This window comes from Limimaricola pyoseonensis, from assembly GCF_900102015.1.
Classification (GTDB): domain Bacteria; phylum Pseudomonadota; class Alphaproteobacteria; order Rhodobacterales; family Rhodobacteraceae; genus Limimaricola; species Limimaricola pyoseonensis.
Genome location: NZ_FNAT01000015.1, coordinates 1 through 24,584, shown reverse-complemented (window position 1 = coordinate 24,584; position 24,584 = coordinate 1). Strand labels below are relative to the sequence as shown.

At 70.9% G+C, this 24,584-nt stretch carries 25 protein-coding genes; 12 read left to right on the top strand and 13 right to left on the bottom strand.

Going from position 1 to position 24,584, the window contains the following annotated elements; translation table 11 throughout:
* Positions 1 to 11: 11 nt before the first annotated feature.
* The gene (gene phnD, locus BLT43_RS18290) at positions 12 to 998 is read right to left on the bottom strand and encodes a phosphate/phosphite/phosphonate ABC transporter substrate-binding protein (RefSeq protein WP_090115264.1); all 987 of its coding nucleotides are present in this window, start codon (positions 996 to 998) and stop codon (positions 12 to 14) included.
* A gap of 146 nt (positions 999 to 1,144) precedes the next feature.
* Between phnD and BLT43_RS18285 the strand changes: the two genes are divergently transcribed.
* Positions 1,145 to 1,927 carry a DeoR/GlpR family DNA-binding transcription regulator gene (locus BLT43_RS18285; RefSeq protein WP_090115262.1) on the top strand — a complete coding sequence of 261 codons (783 nt, stop codon included), beginning with the start codon at positions 1,145 to 1,147 and terminating at the stop codon, positions 1,925 to 1,927.
* 3 nt (positions 1,928 to 1,930) lie between these two features.
* On the opposite strand, the gene aroQ is transcribed toward BLT43_RS18285, so the two are convergent.
* From aroQ to BLT43_RS18250, 7 genes are all read right to left on the bottom strand, one after another.
* Entirely contained in the window at positions 1,931 to 2,365 is a 435-nt protein-coding gene (gene aroQ / locus BLT43_RS18280) for a type II 3-dehydroquinate dehydratase (protein ID WP_090115260.1), read from the bottom strand.
* 65 nt (positions 2,366 to 2,430) lie between these two features.
* A complete protein-coding gene (locus tag BLT43_RS18275) occupies positions 2,431 to 3,432 on the bottom strand; it encodes an ABC transporter ATP-binding protein (protein WP_090115258.1) in 1,002 nt (333 codons plus the stop codon).
* The gene (locus BLT43_RS18270; RefSeq protein WP_090115257.1) at positions 3,429 to 4,475 is read right to left on the bottom strand and encodes a Gfo/Idh/MocA family protein; all 1,047 of its coding nucleotides are present in this window, start codon (positions 4,473 to 4,475) and stop codon (positions 3,429 to 3,431) included. Before BLT43_RS18270 ends, BLT43_RS18275 begins: the two co-directional genes overlap by 4 nt.
* Positions 4,472 to 5,311, bottom strand: coding sequence for a carbohydrate ABC transporter permease (locus BLT43_RS18265; RefSeq protein WP_090115255.1), 840 nt, complete (start codon positions 5,309 to 5,311; stop codon positions 4,472 to 4,474). The genes BLT43_RS18270 and BLT43_RS18265 overlap by 4 nt, the downstream gene beginning before the upstream one ends.
* 8 nt (positions 5,312 to 5,319) lie before the next feature.
* Positions 5,320 to 6,240 (bottom strand): carbohydrate ABC transporter permease, encoded by a 921-nt coding sequence (locus BLT43_RS18260; RefSeq protein WP_090115253.1) that lies wholly within the window; start codon positions 6,238 to 6,240, stop codon positions 5,320 to 5,322.
* 50 nt (positions 6,241 to 6,290) lie between these two features.
* A complete protein-coding gene (locus BLT43_RS18255) occupies positions 6,291 to 7,547 on the bottom strand; it encodes an ABC transporter substrate-binding protein (RefSeq protein WP_090115252.1) in 1,257 nt (418 codons plus the stop codon).
* Positions 7,548 to 7,580: 33 nt separating this feature from the next.
* The gene (locus tag BLT43_RS18250) at positions 7,581 to 8,483 is read right to left on the bottom strand and encodes an N-acetylmuramic acid 6-phosphate etherase (RefSeq protein WP_090115250.1); all 903 of its coding nucleotides are present in this window, start codon (positions 8,481 to 8,483) and stop codon (positions 7,581 to 7,583) included.
* A 148-nt stretch (positions 8,484 to 8,631) separates the two neighbouring features.
* Between BLT43_RS18250 and BLT43_RS18245 the strand changes: the two genes are divergently transcribed.
* From BLT43_RS18245 to nagA, 4 genes are read left to right on the top strand one after another with little or no spacing between them, the layout of a single operon-like run.
* Positions 8,632 to 9,498: a glucosamine kinase nucleotide-binding domain-containing protein gene (locus tag BLT43_RS18245; protein ID WP_090115248.1), complete on the top strand. Its 867-nt coding sequence runs from the start codon at positions 8,632 to 8,634 to the stop codon at positions 9,496 to 9,498.
* Entirely contained in the window at positions 9,495 to 10,253 is a 759-nt protein-coding gene (locus BLT43_RS18240) for a GntR family transcriptional regulator (protein ID WP_090115246.1), read from the top strand. The genes BLT43_RS18245 and BLT43_RS18240 overlap by 4 nt, the downstream gene beginning before the upstream one ends.
* Positions 10,254 to 10,263: 10 nt before the next feature.
* A complete protein-coding gene (locus tag BLT43_RS18235; RefSeq protein ID WP_090115244.1) occupies positions 10,264 to 11,295 on the top strand; it encodes an SIS domain-containing protein in 1,032 nt (343 codons plus the stop codon).
* Entirely contained in the window at positions 11,295 to 12,437 is a 1,143-nt protein-coding gene (gene nagA / locus BLT43_RS18230) for an N-acetylglucosamine-6-phosphate deacetylase (RefSeq protein ID WP_090115242.1), read from the top strand. Before BLT43_RS18235 ends, nagA begins: the two co-directional genes overlap by 1 nt.
* Here nagA and BLT43_RS18225 read toward each other — a convergent pair.
* On the bottom strand, positions 12,386 to 13,126 hold the full coding sequence (locus tag BLT43_RS18225; protein ID WP_207497656.1) for a GntR family transcriptional regulator: 741 nt from the start codon (positions 13,124 to 13,126) through the stop codon (positions 12,386 to 12,388). The two genes, nagA and BLT43_RS18225, sit on opposite strands and share 52 nt — an antisense overlap.
* An 80-nt stretch (positions 13,127 to 13,206) precedes the next feature.
* Between BLT43_RS18225 and kynU the strand changes: the two genes are divergently transcribed.
* Positions 13,207 to 14,406, top strand: coding sequence for a kynureninase (gene kynU, locus BLT43_RS18220; protein WP_090115239.1), 1,200 nt, complete (start codon positions 13,207 to 13,209; stop codon positions 14,404 to 14,406).
* Between the two features lie 3 nt (positions 14,407 to 14,409).
* Here the strand turns inward: kynU and BLT43_RS18215 are convergent, their stop codons facing one another.
* From BLT43_RS18215 to BLT43_RS18200, 4 genes are all read right to left on the bottom strand, one after another.
* Complete coding sequence (locus BLT43_RS18215) at positions 14,410 to 15,141, bottom strand: amino acid ABC transporter ATP-binding protein (protein WP_090115238.1); 732 nt, start codon at positions 15,139 to 15,141, stop codon at positions 14,410 to 14,412.
* A complete protein-coding gene (locus tag BLT43_RS18210) occupies positions 15,138 to 15,812 on the bottom strand; it encodes an amino acid ABC transporter permease (RefSeq protein WP_090115237.1) in 675 nt (224 codons plus the stop codon). Before BLT43_RS18210 ends, BLT43_RS18215 begins: the two co-directional genes overlap by 4 nt.
* Before the next feature lie 5 nt (positions 15,813 to 15,817).
* Complete coding sequence (locus tag BLT43_RS18205) at positions 15,818 to 16,576, bottom strand: amino acid ABC transporter substrate-binding protein (RefSeq protein ID WP_090115236.1); 759 nt, start codon at positions 16,574 to 16,576, stop codon at positions 15,818 to 15,820.
* A 178-nt stretch (positions 16,577 to 16,754) separates the two neighbouring features.
* Positions 16,755 to 17,291 (bottom strand): c-type cytochrome, encoded by a 537-nt coding sequence (locus BLT43_RS18200; RefSeq protein WP_090115235.1) that lies wholly within the window; start codon positions 17,289 to 17,291, stop codon positions 16,755 to 16,757.
* A 269-nt stretch (positions 17,292 to 17,560) separates the two neighbouring features.
* Here BLT43_RS18200 and hmgA point away from each other — a divergent pair, with 269 nt between their 5' ends.
* The 6 genes from hmgA to BLT43_RS18170 all read left to right on the top strand — a co-directional run bounded on the left by hmgA (position 17,561) and on the right by BLT43_RS18170 (position 24,281).
* Complete coding sequence (gene hmgA, locus BLT43_RS18195; protein ID WP_090115234.1) at positions 17,561 to 18,928, top strand: homogentisate 1,2-dioxygenase; 1,368 nt, start codon at positions 17,561 to 17,563, stop codon at positions 18,926 to 18,928.
* Entirely contained in the window at positions 18,925 to 20,184 is a 1,260-nt protein-coding gene (gene fahA / locus BLT43_RS18190) for a fumarylacetoacetase (RefSeq protein WP_090115233.1), read from the top strand. The genes hmgA and fahA overlap by 4 nt, the downstream gene beginning before the upstream one ends.
* A gap of 179 nt (positions 20,185 to 20,363) precedes the next feature.
* Positions 20,364 to 21,548, top strand: a complete 1,185-nt coding sequence (locus BLT43_RS18185) for a lytic murein transglycosylase (RefSeq protein WP_090115295.1) — start codon at positions 20,364 to 20,366, stop codon at positions 21,546 to 21,548.
* Positions 21,549 to 21,706: 158 nt separating this feature from the next.
* A complete protein-coding gene (locus BLT43_RS18180; RefSeq protein WP_242652356.1) occupies positions 21,707 to 23,296 on the top strand; it encodes a flavin monoamine oxidase family protein in 1,590 nt (529 codons plus the stop codon).
* Positions 23,293 to 23,796 carry a c-type cytochrome gene (locus BLT43_RS19280; protein WP_207497655.1) on the top strand — a complete coding sequence of 168 codons (504 nt, stop codon included), beginning with the start codon at positions 23,293 to 23,295 and terminating at the stop codon, positions 23,794 to 23,796. Before BLT43_RS18180 ends, BLT43_RS19280 begins: the two co-directional genes overlap by 4 nt.
* Positions 23,793 to 24,281 (top strand): RidA family protein, encoded by a 489-nt coding sequence (locus BLT43_RS18170; protein WP_090115232.1) that lies wholly within the window; start codon positions 23,793 to 23,795, stop codon positions 24,279 to 24,281. The genes BLT43_RS19280 and BLT43_RS18170 overlap by 4 nt, the downstream gene beginning before the upstream one ends.
* Positions 24,282 to 24,584 lie beyond the last annotated feature (303 nt).

Genomic DNA, 24,584 nt, shown 5'->3' with positions numbered 1-24,584 from the left:
GCCGGATGCCATCACTCGGCGGCCAGACCCTCGGGGGTGTACTCGACCCCGTTGGCCTTCTGGATCTGCCGGATCACCGCCCACTGGTCCTCGTAGGTGATCGGGATGAACTTGCTCACGCCGGTGAATTCCTCGCCGAGAGCGGTGCCCTCGAAGTCAAAGCTGAAGAACGCCTCTTCGATCTTGTCCTTCAGGTCCTGCGTGAGGTCATGCGCGTAAGTGTATGACGTCGTGGGGAAAGGGTCGCTCTCCCAGACGATGCGCACCTCCTCGGGGTCATACAGGCCGCGCTCGGCCATGCGGTCGACCACCTCTGAGGCCACCGGCGCCGCGTCGTAGTCGCCCGCGACCACGCCGAGCATCGACTGGTCGTGGCTGCCCGAATAGGTCACCTCGTAATCCTCGTCCGGCACCACGCCGAGATCGGGGAACAGCGCGCGCGGCGCGAGGTTGCCCGAGTTCGAGGTCGGCGAGGTGTGGGCGATCCGCTTGCCAGCCATGTCGGCCGGTTCCTGGATGTCGCTGTCGGCCTGGGTGTAGATCTGCAGCTTGTAGCCGAACTGGCCGTCATCCGAGCCCATGATCGCGAAGGGCACGGCGCCGGCGAGGTTCACCGCGTAGGGCGTCGGCCCGGTCGAGAAGCCCGCGATGTGCAGGCGGCCCGAGCGCATCGCCTCGACCTCGGCCGAGTTCGACTGCACCGCGAAGAACTGCACGTCCTTGCCGGTGACCTCCTCGAGATGGCTGATGAAGGGGTCCCAGATGTCCTCGTAGATCGCCGGGTCCTCGACCGGGGTATAGGCGAAGACCAGCGTGTCGGGGTCGCGCAGCTGGCTCTCGTCGGCCGGCGCGTCGGCGACAAGGTCGCCGTCGGCGTCGCAATACATCGTGTCGAGCGCGCCGCGCTCAGCGCAGTCGTCCTGCGCCCAGGCGGCGCCCGCCGACAGAGCGACCGCGGCCGTCAGCGCCGCGCCGAAAAGCGTGGTGTCCTTTGGCATGTACGAAAATCCTCCTCCCGAAAACGGTCCGGCAGCCGCTCCTCCACGGCGGCCGGATCGTCGCGATCTGAGCACCGAATGTTTGACAGTGCAACATTTTCCGGGTGGAGAATGTCGGGGATCGGACATTCTCGGGAGGCGACGGCATGCCGTCCAGCGAAGCGCGGCCGGCCAAGGCCGAGCGGCAGGCGCAGATCCTGCTCGAGCTGAAGCTCAGGCCGCATGTGCGGATCGCCGACCTGGCCGCGCGCTTCTCGGTCACCCCCGAGACGATCCGCCGCGATCTCGGCGCGCTCGACGCGCGGGGCCAGATCCGCCGCGCCTATGGCGGCGCGACCGTGCCCTATCCGGATGCGCGGCGCGATCTGCAGGCGCGGCAGGGCCAGCGGGTCGAGGAGCGCGCCCGGATCGGCCGCCTCGCCGCCGGGCTGGTGGTGCCGGGCGAGACGCTGATGATCGATGCCGGCGCCACCACGATCGAGTTCGCCCGCTACCTCGCCATCGCCGGCACGCCGGTCATCGCCATCACCAACTGCCTGCAGGTGGCGAGCCTGCTGGGCCAGACCGCCGAGAGCGAGGTGATCCTCTGCGGCGGCCGGCTGCTGCCCGAGGAGGCGGCGCTGATCGGCCCCGAGGCGGTGGAGTCGCTCTCGCGCTACCGGGTCGAGACCTGCGTGATCGGCGCCTCTGCGGTCGATGCCGAGACGGTGAGCGAGGCGGTGCGCGGCTTCGACGCGATCAAGCGGGTGATGCTGAAGGCCAGCGCGCGGGCGGTGCTGCTCGCGGATTCGAGCAAGCATGGCCGCCGCGACCTCGCCCGCGTCGCGCCGCTCTCCGAGATCGGCATGCTGGTCACGGACCGCCCGCCCGAGGGCGCGCTGGCCGATGGCTGCGCGCGCCACGGCATCGAGCTGCGGGTCGCGGCCTGAGCCTCAGGCCAGGAGCTGCGCCATCCGCCTGAGCGCGGCGCGGTAGCCTTCGGTGCCGAGCCCGGCGATCACCGCGTCGGCGCGGGCGCTGACATGCGAATGATGCCGGAAGCTCTCGCGCCGGTGGATGTTCGAGATGTGCACCTCGATCACCGGCCCGTCGAAGGCGTTGAGCGCGTCGAGGATCGCCACCGAGGTGTGCGAGTAGGCGGCCGGGTTGATGACGATGCCCGCCGCGTCCTGCCGCGCCGCCTGGATCGCGTCGACCAGCACGCCCTCGTGGTTCGACTGCAGCGCCCGCAGATTCAGCCCCAGTTCGGAGGCCAGCTTCGCGCAATCCGCCTCGACATCGGCCAGCGTCTCGCGGCCGTAGATCTCGGGCTGGCGCTGGCCCAGCAGGTTCAGGTTCGGCCCGTTCAGCAGGCAGACGGTCTTCATCGGCGGGTCCTCCTTGGTCCAGCAGTGGCATCCGGCCGGGGAGGGGGCAAGCGGCTACCAGGCAGCTAGCCGTTCCGCAGCCGCCGCCCCTCGGCGTCGAAATGGAAGGCGTGGCGGGCATCGAAGCCCATCGCGATCGGCTCTCCGACCTTCGCGGGATGCTGGCCGAACATGCGGATCGTCGCCTGCTCGCCGCTTTCGGTGTCGACCACGATGTTGGTGTCGCCGCCGAGCCGCTCGACATGGGCGATGGCGCCGCGGATCGGCCCGTCGGGCTCGGGCCGCAGATGCTCGGGCCGGATGCCCAGAACCGCGCCCTCGGGCGCCGCGCTCACGGGCCGCAGGAAGTTCATCGAGGGCGCGCCGAGAAAGCCCGCGACGAAGCGGTTGGCCGGGTCGTTGTAAAGCTCCATCGGCGAGCCCGTCTGCTCGATCCGGCCGTCGCGCAGCACCACGATCCGGTCGGCGAGCGTCATCGCCTCGGTCTGGTCGTGGGTGACGTAGATCATGCTCGCGCCGAGCGTGCGGTGCAGCTGCGCGATCTCGATCCGCGTGTTCATCCGAAGTGCCGCGTCGAGGTTCGACAGCGGCTCGTCGAACAGGAACAGCCGCGGCTGGCGGGTGATCGCCCGGCCGATCGCCACGCGCTGGCGCTGCCCGCCCGACAGCTCGGCGGGGCGACGGTCGAGATAGGGTTCGAGCGACAGGATGCGCGCGGCCTCGGCGATGCGCTCGGCGATCACGCCCTTGGGCTGGCCCTCCTGCCTGAGCCCCAGCGCCATGTTGCCGCGCGCGTCGAGATGCGGGTAGAGCGCGTAGCTCTGGAACACCATGGCGATGCCGCGCTTGGCGGGCGGGGTGCGCGTCACCTCCGCGCCGCCGATCTCGACCCGGCCCGATGTCGCGTCCTCGAGCCCCGCGATCACCCGCAAGAGCGTGGACTTGCCGCAGCCCGAGGGGCCGACGAAGACCACGAACTCGCCTTCCTCGACCGCGAGGTCGATGTCGTGCAGCACCTGCACCTTGCCGAAGGACTTGCAGACGCGGTCGAGTTTCAGCGCGGTCACGGGGTCTCCTCGGGGTCTGTGGTCAGCGCGACGGGGCGGCCCGAGCGGATGCTCTCGTCGGCGGCGAGGCAGATCCGCAGGCTCTGCAGCGCGTCGCGCATGTGGCGGTCGAGGTCGATGTCCTCGGCGATGGCGCGGATCAGGTAGTCCTGCTCGGCGTCGCAGAGCGCCTGGTGGCCCGGCTCGTCCGGCATCTCGATGCTCTCGTCGCCCTGCGCGCGGTGCACGAGGATCGCGCCGACCTTGGTGTGCCCGTCGACATCGTCCGAGCGGCCGCGATTGCCTTGCGCGATCGACACCGCGCCGTGGGGCGAGACGATGTCCTTCACGAAGCTCGCCGTCTCCGACATCATCGGCCCCCAGCCGGCCTCGTACCAGCCGACCGAGCCGTCGGCGAAGACCACCTGGAACTGGCCGTAATTGTACATGCCCTCGGGCAGCTCCTCGCTGAGCCTGAGCCCGATGCCGTGGACCCGCAGGGGTGCCGCGTCGGTGACCTGGCACATCACGTCGACGTAGTGGACGCCGCAATCGACGATCGGGGAGGTGGTCTGCATCAGCGCCTTGTGGGTCTCCCATGTCGGCCCCGAGGACTGCTGGTTGAGGTTGAGGCGGAACACCCATGGCCCGCCCAGGCCCCGCGCCTCCGTGATCAGCCGCTGCCAGCTCGGGTGGTGGCGCAGGATGTAGCCGACCACCAGCTTGCGCCCGGTCTCGCGGGCGCAGGCGACCACGCGGGCGGCGTCTTCGGCGGTGGTGGCGAGCGGCTTTTCGACGAAGACATGCGCGCCCGCGCGCATCGCGGCGCAGGCATAGTCGGCATGGCTGTCGGAATAGGTGGCGATGACGGCGATGTCGGGCCGGGTCTCGGCCAGCGCCGTCTCGAAATCGGTGAAGAGCGGGTAGCCCCGCAGCTCTTCGGGCAGCTCGGTGGCCGAGCGGTTCACCAGCCCGACGATCTCGGCCTCGGGGTGGGCGTGATGGGCCAGCGCATGGGCGCGGCCCATGTTGCCCAGCCCCGCGATCAGGACGCGATGGGTCATTTGACGGCTCCGGAGGTGAGGCCGCGGATCAGCTGCCGCGAGAAGATGACGTAGAGCACCAGCACCGGCAGGATCGCGAGGCTGAGCGCCGAGAGCACCGCGTTCCAGTCGGTCACGAACTGGCCGATGAAGACCTGTGAGCCCAAGGTGAGCGTCTTCACCTCCTCGGCCGGGGCGAGGATCAGCGGGAACCACAGGTCGTTCCAGATCGGGATCATGTTGAACACCGCCACGGTGGCGAGCGCGGGCCGCACCAGCGGCACCACGAGGCGGAAGAAGATGCGGTATTCGCTGAGACCGTCGATGCGGCCTGCGTTCTTCAGGTCGTCCGAGACCTGCCGCATGAACTCCGACAGGATGAAGACGGCGAGCGGCAGGCCTTGCGCGGTGTAGACGAGGATCAGCGCCCAGAGCGTGTTCACCAGCCCCGTCGCCACCATCATCTGCAGGATCGCCACCGTGCCGATGCGGATCGGGATCATGATCCCGAGCGCGAGGTAGAGCCCCATCAGCAGGTTGCCCCGGAAGCGGTATTCCGACAGCGCGAAGGCCGCCATCGCGCCGAAGAGCAGGATGAAGAACAGCGAGGCCAGCGTGACGATCAGGCTGTTCTGGAAGTAGAGCGCGAAGTCGCCCTGCTTCATCACCGTCTGGTAGCCGATCAGGCTGAAGCTCTCGGCGTCGGGCAGGGCGAGCGGCTCGCGGAAGATCGCCTGCCGCGACTTGAAGCTGTTGATGACGATCACGAAGACCGGGAACAGCGCGATGAGCGTGTAGGCGATCAGCGCCGCGTGGGCGGCAAAGCTGTTGAGCGGGGACTGGCGGGCGGCAGGCATCGCGGGCCTCAGAGCTGGTAGCGCCGGATCCGCGTCTGGATCCCGAAGAGGTAGATGCAGACGCCGATCAGGATCACCGCGAACATCGCCGAGGCCACGGCCGAGCCCATATGCGGGTCGCCGAGCTGCAGCTGGAAGCCGAAGAAGGTGCGGTAGAGCAAGGTGCCGAGGATGTCGGTCGAGAAGTCGGGCCCGGCCAGCGCGCCCTGCGCCGCGTAGATCAGGTCGAAGGCGTTGAAATTGCCGACGAAGGTCAGGATCGAGATGATCCCGATCGCCGGCAGGATCAGCGGCAGCTTGATCTTCCAGAAGGCCGACAGGCCGGTGACGCCGTCGCATTCGCCGGCCTCGAGGATCTCCTCGGGGATCGAGAGAAGCGCGGCGTAGATCAGCATCATCGGGATGCCGACGAACTGCCAGACCGAGATCAGCGCCAGCGTGGTCAGCGCCGTCTCCTCGCGCCCGAGCCACGGCGCGAAGAGCGATCTCAGCCCGATGGCGTCGAGCATGCCGGGCGCGATGCCCCAGATCGGCGACAGGATCAGCTTCCAGGCGAAGCCGACGATCACGAAGGACAGGATCGTCGGGATGAAGATGGCCGAGCGGTAGAGCGCGGCGAAGCGCAGCCGCGGATGCGACAGGATCGCCGCGAGCGCGATGCCGATCGGGTTCTGCACCGCCATGTGGATCAGGAAGAACCAGAAGTTGTTGGCCAGCGCGTTCCAGAAGGCGTCCGACCAGAGCGGGTCGCCGAACAGGATGCGGAAATTGGCGAGGCCGACGAAGACCCGCTCGCCCTCGACCTCGTCGTAGAGCGCCAGCCGCAGCGTGTCGAACAGCGGCAGGATCATCACCGCCGTGTAGACCAGCACCGCGGGCGCGAGGAAGACGACGATGTGCCAGCGGATGCGCGGTCGGCTCTCGGACATTCGGGCTCCTTGGGTCGGCCCCGGGCGCGTGGCGCCCAGGGCGCGGGGCGTCACTGCTGCTGCGGCTCGTACCAGCCCGACAGGCCTTCCTGCAGGCGGGCGGCGGCGTCCTCGGGGCTTTCGGCGCCCTTCACCACCTGCGCCGAGGCGTTCCAGGTCTCGTTCTCGAGGTTCGGCGTGCCGCGCGACAGGATCTGGTAGGTCGAGCGGATCGTGGATTCACACTCCTGCCGCCAGCTCGCGAATTCCTGCGCCAGCGGGTCCTCGATCTCCACCGCCGCGTCCGACAGCGGGAAGAAGCCGGGCAGGGCGTTGGCGTAGAGCGTGGCGAATTCGGGCGAGGCGACCCAGTTCAGGAAGGTCTTGGCGGCGTCCGGGTGCTCGGTCGCGGCGTTCATGCCGATGCCGATATCGGTGTGGTCCGAGATGTAGCAGCCGTCACCCTCGGCCGGCACTGGCGGCGGGAAGGCCCCCATCTCGAAATCGGCGAGGTTGTTGAAGCCCGAGATCTCCCACGAGCCCGCCGGGTAGATCGCGGCGCGGCCCAGCGTGAACAGGTTCTGGCTGTCGGGATAGGTCTGCGCCTCGAAGCCGTCGCCGAGATAGTCGCCCCACTTGGCGAGCTGGGCGTAGGGCTCGACCCATTCCGGGTCGGTCAGGCTGGCCTTGCCCTCGATCAGCGCCTGCCGGCCTTCCTCGCCCTTCCAGTAGTTCGGCCCGATGTTCTGGTAGCCCATCGTGGCGGCTTCCCACTGGTCGTTGGTGCCCATCGCCATCGGGATGTAGCTGCCGTCCTCCTTGATCGCGTCGAGCACGGCGAAGAACTCGTCGACGGTGGTGGGCTCCTCCAGCCCCAGCTCGGCGAAGGCGTCGCGGTTGTAGATGAAGCCGTGGATGACGCTGGCCATCGGCACGCAGTAGGTGGCGGCGCCGTCATCGGTGCTCCAGCCCGACTTCGCCACGTCGGAGAAGTTGGCCATGCCCTCGATGTCGCTCAGATCGGCGAGCTTGCCGCCCTCGTAGAGCGCGAGCGAGGCGTCGAAGGGGCGGCAGGTGATCAGGTCGCCGGCCGAGCCCGCGTCGAGCTTGGAGTTCAGCACGGCGTTATATTCGGCCGGCGCCGAGGGGGCGAAGTTCACCTTGATGCCGGGATGCTCGGCCTCGAAGGCGGGGATGATCTGGTCCTGCCAGATCGAGAGGTCGTCGTTGCGCCAGCTCTCGATGGTCAGGGTCACGTCCTGCGCCTGCGCGGCGCCGGCAAGAAGCGTCGAGGCCAGTAAGGCGCCGACGAGGCTGCGTTGGGTCATCTGGGTCTCCCGTGCTGGTGGTTGGCGCCCCTGTCAGGCGTCTTGTGATGTCGTTCGAAGCGCGGCCATGGCCGGCGCCAGGTGGCCGTCATGGCGGTCGAGCAGGCGCCGCGCCGCGCCGGGCGGCGCGCCCATGGCGACGAGGCAGGCGGGCTTGGCGGCCCCGCCCGCGGCGTCGAGCGCGGCGGCGGCCTCGGGTTCCGATACCCCGGCCACGCGGGCGACGATGGCGCGGGCGCGGCCCCGCAGCTTGGCGTTCTCGGCGCGCAGGTTGACCATCATGCCGTCATGCACGTGGCCCAGCAGCACGCCGGCGCGGGTCGAGATCAGGTTCAGCGCCGCCTTCTGCGCCGTGCCCGCGCCCATCCGGGTCGAGCCCGCCAGCGCCTCTGGCGGCGTGGCAAGGCAGATCGCCACGTCGGCGGCGTCGAGCAGCGGCGTGCCGGGGTTGCAGGCGATGGAGACCACGCGCGCGCCCCTGTCGTGCGCGCCTCGGGCGATGGCGAGCGGGTAGGGCGTGGTGCCGCTGGCGCTGAGCGCGATCACCAGGTCGCCGGGGCGCAGCTCGCTCAGCACAGCCCGCGCGGCCGCGACGTCGTCCTCGGTCTCGCCGGTCATGGCGCCGTCCACGGGCACGCCGCCCGCCATGCGGATCGCGATGCGGTCCTGCGCGATGCCGAAGGTGCCCGGCAGCTCGGCCCCGTCGGCCAGCGCCATTAGCCCCGAGCTGCCCGCCGCGGCATAGACCAGCCGGCCCTCGCCGCGCAGCGTCTCGGCCATCAGCCGCGCCGCCGCCTCGATCTGCGCCAGCGCGGCGCGCAGGCTCTCGACAGCGCCGATCTGCACCTCGATCATGCGCGCGAGCGCCTCGGCGCCGTCCAGCCGGTCGATGGCCTCGGCACGCTCCGCCACCCGCTCGGTCTGCGGCAGCACCATGCGAATCTCCTCCCGCATCAATCTAATACCTTTCTGATACCTCAAGTCCATGATCGAGTGACGCAGGGTAGGGAGAACCGGGTAATATTACGAAAAGCCACCGCCCGGACCGTTTCCTTGCCGTTAGAGGTATCATAAAGGTCTTGTCATGACCCTCGCGATTCCCGTGCTCGGCATCGATGGCGGCGGCTCCGGCTGCCGGGCCGCGCTGTGGCGCGACGGCGCGGTGATCGGCACGGGGCAGGCGGGCCCGGCCAACCTGACTTCGGATTTCGAGGGCGGCGTCGCCAACATCCTCGCCGCCGTGGCCCGCGCCGCCGAGGCCGCCGGGCTCGACCCGCAGGCGTTGCGCGCCGCCGTGGCCCATGCCGGCCTCGCCGGGGTGCAGTCGGCCGAGATGGCGCGGGGCGTGGCGGCGCGGCTGCCCTTCCGCTGCCGGGTCACGGAGGATCGCGACATCGCCATCGCCGGCGCGCTGGGGCCCGGGGGCGACGGCGCGGTGCTGGCCATCGGCACCGGCAGCTTCGTCGGGCTGCGCCGGGCGGGGAAGATCCGCGCCGTGGGCGGCTGGGGGCTGCAGCTTTCCGACGTGGCCTCGGCCGCGTGGCTGGGGCGCGCGGCGCTGTCCGCGACGCTGGAGGCGGTGGACGGGATGCGGGCGCAGACCGGACTGGGCCGGGCGCTGCTCGACCGCTTCGGCGCGCCGCCGGGCATCGTCGCCTTCGCCGCGCGCGCCACCCCGGCCGAGTACGGCGCGCTGGCGCCCTTGGTGACCGGGGCCGCCGAAAGGGGCGACGCGATGGGGGCCGCGCTTCTGGCCGAGGGGGCGGCGTGGTGCGAACGCGCTCTGGCCGCGCTCGGGCATCGCGACGAGGCGATCTGCCTGATCGGCGGGCTGGGGCCGGCCTACCGCGCGGCGCTCGACCGGCCCGGCCGCCGCTTCGCCGATCCGCGCGGCACGCCGCTCGACGGCGCGCTGATCCTCGCGCGGCGCTTCGCGGAGGAGGGGGCGTGAGCGTCGCCGCCTTCCTCGCGCCCGCGGGCTGGCAGCGCGGCGATGGCGGGCCGCTCTACCTGCAGCTCTCGCGCCGGCTGTCGGAGGCGATGACGCGGGGGCTTTTGTCCCCCGGCGCGCCGCTGCCGCCCGAGCGCGAGATCGCGGCGCTGACCGGGCTGTCGCGGGTCACGGTGCGCAAGGCGATCGCCGGGCTCGCCGCCGAGGGGCTGGTGGTGCAGAAGCACGGCTCGGGCTCCTTCGTCGCGCCCCGGCCCGAGAAGTTCGAGCAGTCGCTGTCGCGGCTCACCTCCTTCACCGAGGACATGCGGCGGCGGGGCCTGTCGACCACGACCCGCTGGCTCGACCGCGGCGTCTACGTGCCCTCGCCCGACGAGGTGGTGGCGCTGGGGCTCGCGGCCGACGCCTCGGTGGCGCGGCTGGCGCGGCTGCGGCTGGCCGACGGGCGGCCGATGGCGATCGAGCGGGCGGCGCTGCCGCTGACGATCCTGCCCGACCCGGAGGCGGTCGAGACCTCGCTCTACGGCACGCTGGCCGAGGCCGGGCTGCGCCCCGTGCGGGCGCTGCAGAAGATCTCGGCCATCGCGGTGGGCCGCGAGGACGCCGCGACGCTGGAGGTCGCGCCGGGCGCGGCGGGGCTCAGCATCGAGCGGACATCCTACCTGCCGGACGGGCGGGTGGCCGAGTTCACCCGCTCGCTCTACCGCGGGGATGCCTACAACTTCGTCGCCGAGCTGCGGCTGGCGCAGGACTGAGGAGGCCGAGATGACGAAAGCCGACACGCGGATGCGCCGCGAGATCCTGGAGATCCCCGAGGCCGCGGCGCGGCTGCTCGACCGCGGCGGCGACGCGGTGGCGCGCGCCGGCGCGGCGCTGCACTACGCCGACCCGGCGCTGCTCGTCACCGTGGCGCGCGGCTCGTCGGACCATGTCGCAACCTTCCTGAAATACGCGACCGAGCTCCTGGCCGGGCGGCCCGTGGCCTCGCTCGGCCCCTCGGTCGCCTCGGTCTACGGGCGCAGCCTGCGGCTCGACGGGGCGGGCTGCGTCGCGATCTCGCAATCGGGGCAGAGCCCGGACATCGTCGCCATGGCGCGGATGGCGCGCGAGGCCGAGGCGCTCGGCATCGCCATCACCAACGACCCGGCCTCGCCGCTGGCGGCCGAATGCGCGCATCCGCTCGACATCCATGCCGGGCCGGAGCTGAGCGTGGCGGCGACCAAGACCTTCGTGAACTCGGCGATCTGCGCGCTGTGGCTGCTGGCGGAATGGGTCGGCGACGACGATCTGCGCGCGGCGCTGCGCGGGCTGCCGCCGCTTCTGGAGAAGGCGGTGGCGCTCGACTGGGCGGCGCCGCGCGAGGCGACGGCGGCGAACGGCTCGCTCTACTGCCTCGGGCGCGGCCCGGCCTACGCGCTGGCCTGCGAGGCGGCGCTGAAGTTCAAGGAGACCTGCCAGCTGCATGCCGAGGCCTATTCCTCGGCCGAGGTGCTGCACGGGCCGGTCTCGATCGTCGATCGGGGCTTTCCGGTGATCGCGCTCTGCGCCGCGGATGCGGCCGAGGGGCCGCTGGTCGAGGTGGCCGACGCGATGGCGGGCAAGGGCGCGCAGGTCTTCGTCACCAGCGACCGCGCCGGGGCGGCGCAGGCGCTGCCGGTGATCCGCACCGGCCACCCGCTGACCGACCCGATCGCGCTGATCGCCAGCTTCTACGCCATGGTCGAACGGGTGGCGGTGGCGCGCGGCATCGACCCCGACGCGCCGCGCCACCTGCGCAAGGTCACGGAGACGCGCTGATGGAACGCCTGGCCTATGTCGGCGCCGCGATCCATGACGGCGCGCGGCTGCACGAAAACCGGGTGCTCCTGGTCTCGGACGGGGTGGTCGAGGGGATCGCCGAGGCGGTGCCCGAGGGCTACGCGCGGCGCGACCTCAAGGGCGACACGCTCTGCCCGGGCTTCGTCGACCTGCAGGTGAACGGCGGCGGCGGCGTGATGTTCGACGGCGGCGCGGATGTCGGCACGCTGCGCACCATCGCCGCCGCGCATCGTCGCACCGGCACGGTCGGGCTGCTGCCCACCCTGATCACCGACCGGCCCGAGGCCTCGGCCGCGGCGGTCGAGACGGTGGCGCGGGCGGTGGCCGAGGGGGTGCCGGGCATCCTCGGGCTGCATCTCGAGGGGCCGCACCTGTCGCAGGCGCGGAAGGGCGCGCACGACCCGGGGCTGATCCGGCCGATCGGGGCGGCCGACATGGAGATACTGCTGGGCGCGGCGGCGCGGCTGCCGAACCTGATGCTGACCGTCGCGGCCGAGACGGTGACGCCCGAGCAGATCACCCGGCTCGACGCGGCGGGGGTGATCGTCTCTCTGGGCCACAGCGATGCGGGCTACGACGCCTGCCGCGCCGCCTTTGCCGCCGGCGCGCGCTGCACCACGCATCTCTACAACGCGATGAGCGGGCTGGGGCATCGCGAGCCGGGGCTGGTCGGCGCGACGCTCGACGGCGCGGGCGCGGCGGGGCTGATCGCGGACGCGATCCACGTCCACCCCGCGGCGATCCGCATCGCGATGCGGGCGCGGCCCGAGGGGCTGTTCCTCGTGACCGACGCGATGGCGCCGGTCGGGTCGGAGATCGCGGAGTTCACGCTGAACGGCCGCCGCATCCTGCGCCGCGACGGGCGGCTGACGCTGGCCGACGGCACGCTGGCCGGGGCCGACCTGACGATGCCGCGGGCGATCGCGGTGATGACGGGCGAGGTCGGCACCGACCCGGGCACCGCCATCGCCATGGCGACCGGCCGGCCGGCGGCGCTACTGCGCGACCGGCGCGGGGCGGGGCGGCTCGTCGGCGCGCCGCTGTCGCGGGTGGTGCGGCTGGCGGCGGACTACTCGGCCGCCGCGCCGCTTTCGGAGGCGGGCGCGGCGATCTCGCGGTAGAGGGCGACGGCGATCTCGACATGCTCGCCCAGGAGCCGCAGCGCGGCGGCCGTGTCGCGGGCGAGCGCGGCCTCCATCAGCGCGCTGTGCCGGGGCAGGGAGAGCGCGTCGCGCAGCCGCTCCTGCACCGCCTCCGGATGGCGCGCCGGGCCGTCGGGCCGGACCGCGCGGGGATGCAGCAAGAGCGCCTGGTGGTGGCGCCTGAGCTGGGCGCTGGCCTCGGCGTGGAAGCGGCCGAGCCATTCCGACGCCGCCGCCGCCAGCAGCGCCGCGTGAAAGCCGTCATGCGCGGCGATCCAGTCGGCGTGGAGCCCCGGCTCGCCATGCCCGACCGGCAGGGGCGTCTGCTTCAGCCGGTGATGCGCGGCGACGATGCCCGCCTCCCAGTCGAGCCCGCCGCGCGCGATGGCGTCGCGCAGGAGGCTCCCCTCCACCGCCAGCCGCGCCGCCTCCAGATCCTCGAGCTCGGCCAGCGACACCGGCGCGACCTGCCAGCCGCGATTGGGCCGGGCCAGCACCAGCCGCTTTTCCTCGAGCCGCGACAGCGCCTCGCGCAGCGGCGTGGCGCTGACCGCGTAGCGCCGCGACAGCGCGCTCAGCCGCAGCGGCGCGCCCGGCGCGTGCACCCCGTTCAGGATGTCCTCGCGCAGCCGGGCGAAGGCGGTCTCGGTTTTGGCGGCATAATCCATACGAAATGCCATATCGTATATAATTCTTGATTTCCAGAACGACATGCGGTTTCACCGGGGAAACCGCGAAGGAGAGCCCGATGTCCGATGCCACCGCCCTGCCGCAGCGCGACCTCTTCGACCTGCCCGAAGGGGTGGTCTATCTCGACGGCAACTCTCTGGGGCCGCTGCCGCGCGGCACCGCCGAGCGGCTGTCGCGCGCCGTGGGCGCGGAATGGGGCGCGCAGCTTGTGCGCGGCTGGAACGACGCCGGCTGGATCGACCTGCCCGACCGGGTGGCGGCGCGGATCGCGCCGCTGATCGGCGCCGAGCCGGGCACGGTGGCGGTGGGCGACAGCACTTCCGTCAACCTCTTCAAGGTGCTCGCCGCCGCGATGGCGCTCAACCCCGAGCGGCGGGTGATCCTGTCGGATGCCGGCAACTTCCCGACCGATCTCTACATCGCCGACGGCATCTGCCGCTTCCGCGGCGAAGGCTGGCGGGTCGAGGCGAAGCCCTCGGAGGAGGTCGAGGCGGCGATCGACGAGAGCGTCGCGGTGCTGATGCTGACGCAGGTGGACTACCGCACGGGGCGTCGCCGCGACATGCGCGCGGTGACCGAGAAGGCCCATGCGGCGGGCGCGGTGGTGATCTGGGACCTCGCGCATTCGGCCGGGGCCTTCCCGGTCGAGCTGGCCGCCTGCGGCGCCGATTTCGCGATCGGCTGCGGCTACAAGTTCCTCAACGGCGGGCCCGGCGCGCCGGCCTTCCTCTATGTCGCGCCGCGCCATGCCGCGACGGTCGAGCCGGTGCTGTCGGGCTGGATGGGGCATGCGGCGCCCTTCGCCTTCGACCCGGGCTACCGGCCCGGCGAGGGGGTCGAGCGGATGAAGGTCGGCACGCCGCCGATCCTGTCGATGACCGCGCTCGAGGACGCGCTGCGGCTGTTCGAGGGGCGCGATCTCGCCGCGCTCGAGACGCGGGCGCAGGATCTGTGCGACCACTTCATTGCCGCGGTCGAGGCCCGCTGTCCGGGCCTCGTGCTGGCCACGCCGCGCGACCGGGCGGTCCGCGGCAGCCATGTCAGCTTCCGCCACCCCGAGGGCTACGCGGTAATGCAGGCGCTGATCGCGCAGGGCGTGATCGGCGATTTCCGCGCCCCCGACATCCTGCGCTTCGGCATCACCCCGCTCTATATCGGCGAAGCCGATCTCGACCGCGCGGCCGAGGTGCTGGGCGAGATATTGGACAGCGGCAGCTGGGACCGGCCCGAGTTCCACGCCCGGGCCAAGGTCACCTGAGGCTCAGCGCACGCGGCGCAGGAAGGCCTTGGTGCGCGCATCGCGCGGGTCGTCGAAGATCTGCGCGGGCGGGCCTTCCTCGACGATGCGGCCGCCTTCCATGAAGATCACCCGGTCGGCGATCTCGCGGGCGAACTGCATCTCGTGGGTGACGATCAGCATGGTCTGGTGCTGCTCGGCCACCCGCCGCATCAGGTCGAGCACCTCGCCCACCCATTCCGGATCGAGCGCCGAGGTCGGCTCGTCGAACAGCATCAGCTGCGCGTCGAGCGCCATCGCCCGGCCGATGCCGACGCGCTGCTGCTGCCCGCCCGAGAGCGCGGCGGGGTAGCTGCCGGCCTTCTCGGCGAGGCCGATCTCGCCGAGGATCGAGTCGGCCCGCGCCTCGGCCTCGGCGCGGGGCTTGCGCTGCACCGTGACCAGCGCCTCGGTGATGTTCTCGCGCGCGGTCTTGTTGGCGAAGAGCGCGTAGTTCTGGAACACGAAGGCGGTGCGGCGCCTGAGCGCGAGGATCTGCGCCTTCGTGGCCTTGGCGGCGTCCACCGTCAGGTCGCCCACCCGGATCGTGCCGGCCTCGGGCCGGTCGAGGAAGTTGAGGCAGCGCAGCAGCGTCGACTTGCCGGTGCCCGACGGGCCGATCACCACGATCCGCTCGCCCGGCGCGATCGAAAGGTCGATGCCGTTCAGCACCGGCCCGCCGCCGAAGCCCTTGGTCAGTCCGGTGATCTCGATCATCGCGCGAAGGCCCTGTTGAGACGGGTTTCGAGGCCGCGCTGCGCGAAGGACAGCGCCTCGACGATGATCCAGTAGATCACCGCCACCACGAGGAAGGCCTCGAAGTAGAGGAAGGAGCCGGCGGCCTCCTTCTGGGTCGCGCCCATCATCTCGGTGACGCCCAGCGTGAAGGCCAGCGAGGTGCCCTTGATCATGTCGATGAAGTAGTTGACCAGCGTCGGCGCGGCGATGCGCGCGGCCTGCGGCAGGATGATCCGGACCATCATCTGGGACTGGGTCATGCCGACCGCCTGCGCCGCCTCCCACTGGCTGCGGTCGACGCCGGTGATCGCGGCGCGGATGCTCTCGGCCATGTAGGCCGAGAAGTGCAGCGTCAGGCCCATGATCGCGGCGGTGACGCCGTTGATCTGGGTCAGGAAGGACAGCACCTGCGGCAGCCCGTAATAGAACAGGAAGAGCTGCACCAAGAGCGGCGTGCCGCGAAAGAAGCTGATGAACAGCACCACCAGCGGGTCGATCACGGGCAGCTTCGCCACCCGCTCGACCGCCAGCAGAGAGGCCAGCACCAGCGCCAGCGCCATGCCGGCCAGCGCCATGCCCAGCGTCAGCGGCACGTAGCCCAGGAGCACGGGCACCAGACCCAGCATGTAGTCGAAGTCGAGTGCCCGCACGGGTCTTACTCCGTCGTGGTGATGTCGCTGCCGAACCACTTGTCGGAGATCTCGGCCAGCGTGCCGTCCTCCTTCAGCGTGGTCAGCGCGGCGTCGATGCGGTCGCGCAGCGCGCGGCCGTCCTCGTCGTCGCGGAAGGGCAGGGCGTTGCGGATCTCGGAGAAGGGCTGGCCGGCCAGCGCCAGCGGCAGCGGGCTTTCCTGGATCACCTGCGCCGAGGAGACGCGGTCCATCACGAAGGCGTCGACCCGGCCGAGCGCGGTGTCCTGCTCGATGTTGCTCTCGTAGGTGCGGATGTCGATCTCGTCGGCATAGGGCAGCTCGCGCAGCAGCTGCTCGAAGTTCGAGCCGAGATTGACCGCGACCGAGCGGCCCTTGAGATCCTCGGGGCCGGTGATCTCGCCCTCGTTGCCGGCCTTCACCACCACCTGCGCGCCGTCGAAGACGTAAGGCTGGGTGAAGGCGAACTTCTCCTCGCGCTCGGGCGTGATGGTGATCTGGTTGGCGATGGTGTCGATGCGGCCCGATTCCAGCGCGCCGATCAGCCCCGAGAAGGACATGGTGACGAACTCGACCTCGAGCCCGGTCTCCTCGGCCACGGCGTTCATCACGTCGACCTCGAAGCCCTGCAGCACGTCCTGGCGGACGAAGGTGAAGGGGAAGTAGCCGCCGGACATGCCGACCTGCAGCGTGTCGTCCTCTTGCGCCGAGGCGAGCGGGGCGGCGGCGGTGACGAGCGCCGCGAGGGCGAGAGACCTGAACATGGCGAAGTTCCTTTGGTTACGGGACACCGGACCTACGCATCGACGCCGGCGGCATCAATGCGTGGCACGGGAAAAGACCGCGGCGGCGCGGCGCGGCGCGGATCGGGAAACGGGCGTTTCGCGCACCGGCCGGTGGCGAGCACGCCCGTTCCGGCCCGGGGAAAGCAGAGGCGCCGCCTCAGTTCTGGGCGCTCTCCCCCTCGGACATGTCGGCCTCGCCGGTCATCTCGAGATCGGGGCTGAAGGTGGCGAGATAGGCGTAGAGATCCGCCGCGGTCTGCGGGTCGCGCACCTTGTAGGCCATCTTGCCGCGGGCGCGGCTGTCGTCGAGCGCCTCGCGCAGGAAGCCGGTCGGGTCCTGCAGGTAGGCCACGGTGTTGGCCTGCGCCCAGATCACCGTCTCGATCCCCTCGCCGGTGGGGGCGGTGCCGGTGGCGTCCGCGTCCGGCGCGAGCTCGCCATAGGCCACGAGGGCGTCGCTGTAGCGGAAATCCTCGACGATGCCCGGCTGGCGGCCGGCGACGCCGTACAGGTTCGGCCCGACCCGGCCGTTGCGGCCCGCCAGCACCTCGCCGGACTCGTCGGCGACCACGTGACAGCTCACGCATTGCCGCGAGAACTCGGTTTCGCCGTTGGCGGCGTCGCCGGTCATCTCCTGGGCGAGGGTGGGGCCGGCCAGCAGGGCCGTCAGGGCGGAAAATGCAAGCGTCCTCATCGGAATGTCCTCTCTGCGATGAAGGGACGGACAGGCGGCCGCCCCGGAATGCAATCCGCCGTCGCGCCCCGCGGTTCCCGGGGGAGCGGTGCGACAGATCAACCAAGAGAATAGCGCAATCCCGCAAATATCGATCACCGAGATTCCGGCCGCCTGCGCGGGCCGGACGGGCCGGAGGGACCGGGCGCGGGCGGGCATGGCGGAAACCCGTTGTTAGTTACAAAATCAACTATCACCCTGTGCGCGACGCATCGGAAGGGAGACGCAGGATGAGCGGCACCGAGGAGATCTCCGGCCTGACCCGCGCCGCGGCGGCCACGGCGCTGCATGCGGGCTACATGCCCGGCTTCGGCAACGACTTCGAGACCGAGGCGCTGCCCGGCGCGCTGCCCGAGGGAATGAACTCGCCGCAGAAATGCGCCTACGGGCTTTACGGCGAGCAGCTCTCGGGCACCGCCTTCACCGCGCCGGGCCACCAGAACGAACGCACCTGGTGCTACCGCATCCGGCCGTCCGTGAAGCACACCGGCCGGTTCGAGCGGATCGACCTGCCCTACTGGAAATCGGCGCCGCACGTGCTGGAGGACGTGACCTCTCTCGGCCAGTACCGCTGGGACCCGGTGCCGCATTCCGAAGAACGCCTCACCTGGCTCACCGGCATGCGGACCATGACCACGGCGGGCGACGTGCATGTGCAGGCCGGCATGGCCGCGCATATCTACCTCGTCACCGAGAGCATGCAGGACGCCTATTTCTACTCGGCCGACAGCGAGCTTCTGGTGGTGCCGCAGGAGGGGCGGCTGCGCTTCTGCACCGAGCTCGGCGTGATCGACCTCGAGCCGGCCGAGATCGCGATCATCCCGCGCGGGCTGGTCTACCGGGTCGAGCTGCTGGACGGGCCGGCGCGCGGCTTCGTGTGCGAGAATTACGGCCAGAAGTTCCACCTGCCGGGGCGCGGCCCGATCGGCGCCAACTGCATGGCCAACCGGCGCGACTTCAAGACGCCGGTCGCGGCCTTCGAGGACCGCGAGACGCCCTCGACCGTCACGGTGAAGTGGCAGGGCCGGTTCCACGAGACCCGGATCGGGCACTCGCCGCTCGACGTGGTGGCCTGGCACGGCAACTACGCGCCGGTGAAATACGACCTGCGGACCTACTGCCCGGTGGGCGCGGTGCTGTTCGACCACCCCGACCCGTCGATCTTCACCGTGCTGACCGCGCCTTCCGGCGTCGAGGGCACGGCCAACATCGACTTCGTGCTGTTCCGCGAACGCTGGATGGTGGCCGAGAACACCTTCCGCCCGCCCTGGTACCACAAGAACGTCATGTCCGAGCTGATGGGCAACATCTACGGCCAGTACGACGCCAAGCCGCAGGGCTTCGTGCCGGGCGGCATGAGCCTGCACAACATGATGCTGCCGCACGGGCCCGACAACGAGGCCTTCGAGGCCGCGAGCCGGGCCGAGCTGCAGCCGCGCAAGCTCGACGACACGATGTCCTTCATGTTCGAGACCCGCTTCCCGCAGCACCTGACCGAGTTCGCCGCGAAGGAGGCGCCGCTGCAGGACGACTACATCGACTGCTGGGACAGCCTGAAGAAGCGCTTCGACGGCACGCCCGAGGGCAACTGGGAATGAGCGAGGGCCTGCGCCGAAGCTGGGTCGAGAGCGCCAACGACGCGGAGGCCGACTTCCCGCTCAACAACCTGCCCTGCGGGGTGTTCTCGACAGGTGGCGGCGCGCCGCGCTGCGGTGTGGCGATCGGGGAGATGATCCTCGACGTGGCGGCGGCCGAGGCCGAGGGGCTGATCTTGCTCGAAGGCGGGCCGCTCCTGGGGCAGGGGGCCTGGAACCCGCTGATGGCGGCGGGGCCGGCGGCCTGGGACGCGCTCCGGGCAAGGCTGACGGAGCTCTTGGCCGAGGGCGCGGCCGAGGCGGCGCGGCTGGAGCCGCTGCTGGTGCCGATGGACGGGGCGCGGATGCACCTGCCCTTCGCGGTGGCCGAGTTCACCGATTTCTACGCCGGGCGGCACCATGCCCAGAACGTGGGCACCATGTTCCGCGGCCCCGAGAACGCGCTGCCGCCGAACTGGCTGTCGATCCCGATCGGCTACAACGGGCGGGCGTCGTCGGTGGTGGTCTCGGGCACGCCGGTGCGGCGGCCCTGGGGGCAGGTGAAGGGGCCCGACGAGGCGCTGCCGCGCTTCGCGCCCTGCGCGCGTTTCGACATCGAGCTGGAGCTCGGCGCGGTGGTGGGCCAGCCCTCGGACGGGCCGGTCACGGTGGCCGAGGCCGACGCGATGATCTTCGGCTACGTGCTTCTGAACGACTGGTCGGCGCGCGACGTGCAGGCCTGGGAGTACCAGCCGCTCGGGCCGTTCCAGGCCAAGGCGACGGCGACCAGCATCGGCCCTTGGATCGTCACCCGCGCGGCGCTGGAGCCGTTCCGCACCGAAGCGCCCGAGCGGTCGCGCGAGCTTCTGCCCTATCTGCGCGAGCCGGGGCCGATGCTCTACGACATCGCGCTGTCGGTGGAGCTGGCGCCCGAGGGCGCGGCGGGCGAGGTGATCGCGCGCACCAATGCGCGCGAGCTCTACTACTCGGCGGCGCAGCAGCTGGCGCATCACACCGTGTCGGGCTGCCCGATGCGGGTGGGCGACCTGCTCGGCTCGGGCACGATCTCGGGGGCGACGCGCGACGCGCGCGGCTCGCTGCTGGAGCTGAGCTGGGGCGGCGCGGAGCCGATCGCGGTGGCCGGCACGACCCGCGCCTTCGTCGCCGACCACGACCGGCTGACCCTGCGGGGCCACGCGCAGGGCGCGGGCTACAGGGTCGGCTTCGGGGCCTGCGAGGGCACGGTGCTGCCGGCGCTGTCTGATCCTTACGCGCGCTGAGCCGCGGCCCGGTATCCGGGTCGCCGGCCGCAATCCGCCGATCGCCGCCGCGACGAAGCCGCGACGGGGGCGATCCCGGGCCGGGCTGCGCTAGTCTCGGGGCAGGATCCGAGCCGCAGGAGCAGCCCTTGATCATCCGTGCCCTCATTCTCGCAGCCCTCTGCCTCGCAAGCCCGGCCATGGCGCAGGACCGCGCCGCGCTGGAGCGGCAGTTCAGGAGCTGGCTCGAGCAGACGATCTGGCCGCGCGCCCGCGCGGCGGGCGTCTCGCGCGGCACCTTCACCGCGGCCTTCGACGGGGTGGCGCTGGACTGGGAGCTGCCGGACCTCGCGCCGCCGGGCGCACCGGAGGCGGCGCCGCGCCGCCAGCGGCAGGCCGAGTTCAGCGCGCCGGAGCGGTATTTCCGCCGCGGCGCAGTCGAGGGGGCGGCCGCGGTCGGGCGCGAGATGGCCCGCCGCCACGCCGCCACGCTCGCCGCGGTCGAGCGCGCGACCGGCGTGCCGGGGCGGATCGCGCTCGCCATCTGGGGCCGCGAGAGCGGCTATGGCCGGGCGGCGATCCCGCATGACGCCTTCGCGGTACTCGGCACCAAGGGCTTCATGGGGCGGCGCGCCGACTACTTCACCGACGAGCTGATCGCCGCGCTCCGGATCGCCGAGGCGGGGCACGCGCCGCAGCGCGCGATGCGCTCGAGCTGGGCCGGCGCGCTCGGCCAGCCGCAGTTCATGCCCAGCTCCTTCCTGCGCTACGCCGCCGACGGCGACGGCGACGGGCGGGCCGACATCTGGCGCTCGGAGGCCGACACCATCGCCTCGATCGCCAGCTACCTCGCCCACCACGGCTGGGTGCCGGGGCGCGACTGGGGCTTCGAGGTGACCGTGCCCGAGACGGTCTCCTGCACGCTCGAGGGGCCGGACCAGGGCCGGACGATCGCGCAATGGGAGGCGATGGGGCTGCGCCGGGTCTCGGGCAAGCCCTTCCCCGAGCACGAGCGGCGCGGCGAGGGCTACCTGCTGATGCCGGCCGGGCGGCACGGGCCGGCCTTCGTCGTCACGCCGAACTTCTACGTGCTCAAGGCCTACAACATGAGCGACCTCTACGCGCTCTTCGTCGGCCATGTCGGCGACCGGATCGCCTACGGGATGGGCGATTTCGAGGGGCGCTGGCGGCCGGTGGCGGAGCTCATGCGCTCGGACGTGGCCGCGATGCAGCGCGCGCTCGAGGCGCGGGGCCACGATGTCGGCGGCGCCGACGGTCTCGCGGGCTACAAGACCCGCCGCTCGATCGGCCGCTGGCAGGAGCGGGCGGGCCGGCCGGCGACCTGTTTTCCGGAGGCGGGGATGCGGGCGGCGCTGACGCGCTGAGAGGCCAGCCCCACAACCCTAGGGCGTTTCGTGGCCCGGTCGAGGGGAATCGCAGATAATTCAATTTTTTCCGGTCTCCGCATGGAGATCCGCGTCTCGCGGACGATCTTCTCCCCCGTGCGCACCGCAACGCGCCGGCTGTCAGGGAGGAACCGGAAATGTCGATGTCACGCCGCAGCCTGCTGCAGATGGTCGGCCTCGCCGCCGGAACGGCGACCATGTACCAGGCGATGACCACGCTCGGCTTCGCGCAGGAGTCGAGCTACACCGGGCCGGTCCGGCTCGAGGGCGACCCGCAGGGCGCCAAGGTGCTGATCCTCGGCGCCGGCCTCGCCGGCATGACGGCGGCGCTCGAGATGCGCGCCGCGGGCTACGAGGTCGAGATCATCGAGTACCGCGAGAAGGCCGGCGGCCGCTGCTGGACGCTGCGCGGCGGCGACAGCTACACCGAGCTGGGCGGCGCCACGCAGGAGGTGGAGTTCGCGGAAGGCAACTACCTCAACCCCGGCCCCTGGCGGATCCCGCATCACCACTACGCGGTGCTCGACTACTGCAAGCGGCTCGGGGTCGAGCTCGAGCCCTTCATCCAGGAGAACCACAACGCCTACCTGCACCGGCAGGAGGCCTTCGACGGCCAGCCGCAGCGCTACCGCGAGATCGCGACCGACTATCGCGGCCGCATCGCCGAGCTGCTCGCCAAGGTCACCGACCAGGGCGCGCTCGACGAGGAGGTGACCGAGGAGGACAAGCGCAAGCTGCTCGACAGCCTCGTCGAATACGGGATGCTCGACGAGAACTACCGCTACGTGAAATCCGACCACACCTCCGAGTATCGCGGCTACGAGACATGGCCCGGCGGCGGGCTGGACGCCGCGCCGGTGCCCTCCGAGCCCATTTCGCTCGACCGGATCCTGCAATCCGACCTCTGGACCTGGCTGGTCGAGGCCGAGACCACGCATCACCAGGGCACCATGTTCCAGCCCAAGGGCGGCATGGACATGATCGCGCAGGGCTTCGAGCGCGAGGTCGGCGACCTGATCACCTACAACGCCAAGGTGGTTTCGATGATGCAGGACGAAAACGGCGTCACCGTCGAATACGAGGATCTCGCCAACAACGGCGAGAAGGTGACCCGCACCGGCGACTACTGCATCTGCACCATCCCCTTCTCGATCCTCGGCCAGATCGAGCACAACCTCTCGGGCGACAAGACCGCGATCATCGACTCGATGTACTACGCGGGCTCGGTCAAGTTCGGGCTCGAGTTCAAGCGCCGCTTCTGGGAGGAGGACGAGCGCATCTATGGCGGCATCAGCTACACCGACCTGCCGATCGCGCTGATTTCCTACCCGTCGCACGACTTCTTCAAGGACGGGCCGGGCGTGCTCTTGGGCGGCTATGTCTGGGGCGCCACCGCCTACCAGTTCAACGCCATGCAGCCCGAGGAGCGGACGAAATGGGCGGTCGAATACGGCAGCCGCATCCACCCGCAATACACCGAGGAGTTCTCGAACGGCATATCGGTGGCCTGGCACAAGGTGCCCTGGGTGCTGGGCTGCTACGGCATCTGGAAGGACCGCGAGGCCGATTACGAGACCGCGGCCGCGGTCGACAACCGCGTGGTGCTGGCCGGCGAGCACATCTCATACCTGCCGGGCTGGCAGGAGGGCGCGATCCTCTCGGCGCTCGACGCGATGCAGCGCCTGCATGCGCAGGTGGTCAACGGCAACACGGGAGACACCCAATGAAACCGCTTCCCCTGACGCTGATCCTCTCGGGCCTCGCGCTCGGCGCGGCCCTGCCGGTGCTCGCGCAGCAGGAGCAGCCCGAGACCGAGGCCGAGAGCGGCGAGATCGCGCAATCCGGCCAGCGCGAGCAGTTCCGCACCTTCGAGCCCTCCGAAGGCGACCTCGCCTATTTCGCCGATTCCGCGATGCTGACGCAGGAGAGCGGCGAGGCGATCTACAACGCCGTCTGCTCGGGCTGCCACATGCCCGAGGGCCAGGGCGCGGTGGGCGCGGGCATGTACCCGGCGCTGGCCGAGAACGAGATGCTGGAGTTCCCCGAATACCCGATCTACCTGATCGTCAACGGGCAGAAGGCGATGCCGCCATTGGGCGGGATCCTGTCGGACGAGCAGGTGGCCGAGGTCACCAACTACATCCGCTCGCATTTCGGCAACGACTACGTCGAGGGCGAGAACGGCATCGCGGCCACGGCCGAGGACGTCGCGGCGGTGCGGCCATGACCGCGCGCATCCTGGCCGCCGCCGCGCTGGCGGCGCTGGCGCTGCCGGCCACCGCGCAGGAGGTGACGCGCCACCCGCTGCCCGACTCCGACTTCCCGATCTCGATGGCGGTCGAGCTGCCGGCCGATGCCGAGCTGGTCTATCTCAGCGGCGCCGTGCCGAGCGTCACCGACACGGAGGCCGAGCAGGGCAGCCGCGCGGCCTATGGCGACACCGAGGCGCAGACCGTCTCGGTGATGCAGGCGATCGAAGGCAACCTGGAGCGCCTCGACCTGACGATGTCGGACGTGGTGAAGATGACCGTCTTCCTCGTCGCGCCGGAAGAGGGCGGGGCGATGGACTTCTCGGGCTTCATGAACGGCTACACGCAGTTCTTCGGCACCGAGGACCAGCCGAACCTGCCGAGCCGCTCGGTGGTCGAGGTGGCGGGCCTCGCCAGCCCGGCCTGGCTGGTGGAGATCGAGGTGGTCGCGGTCCGGCCCTGACCGACACGCGGCCCGCTCCGGTGGAGAGCGGGCCGTGTTTCCTGAGAAGGAGAAGTCGGATAACTTAGGTTATGTAATATAGATGAAAAACCTCTGCCGGGGGCATGGTTCGCGGCGCTCCTCGAGAGCGATCGGGAAACTTTCGAGAGAAACATCTCTGCCCGGATCCGGCAAAGGTCACGAGGGCGCCGGCCCGGGCGCGGCCTCGCCTGTCCCGCGTCGAGACCTGCTCTTCGCGAGCGTTTCCAAAACGGCTTCGACCCTGTCCGGTTCCGCGCCGTACGGGTGGGTGTGCCTGCTTTG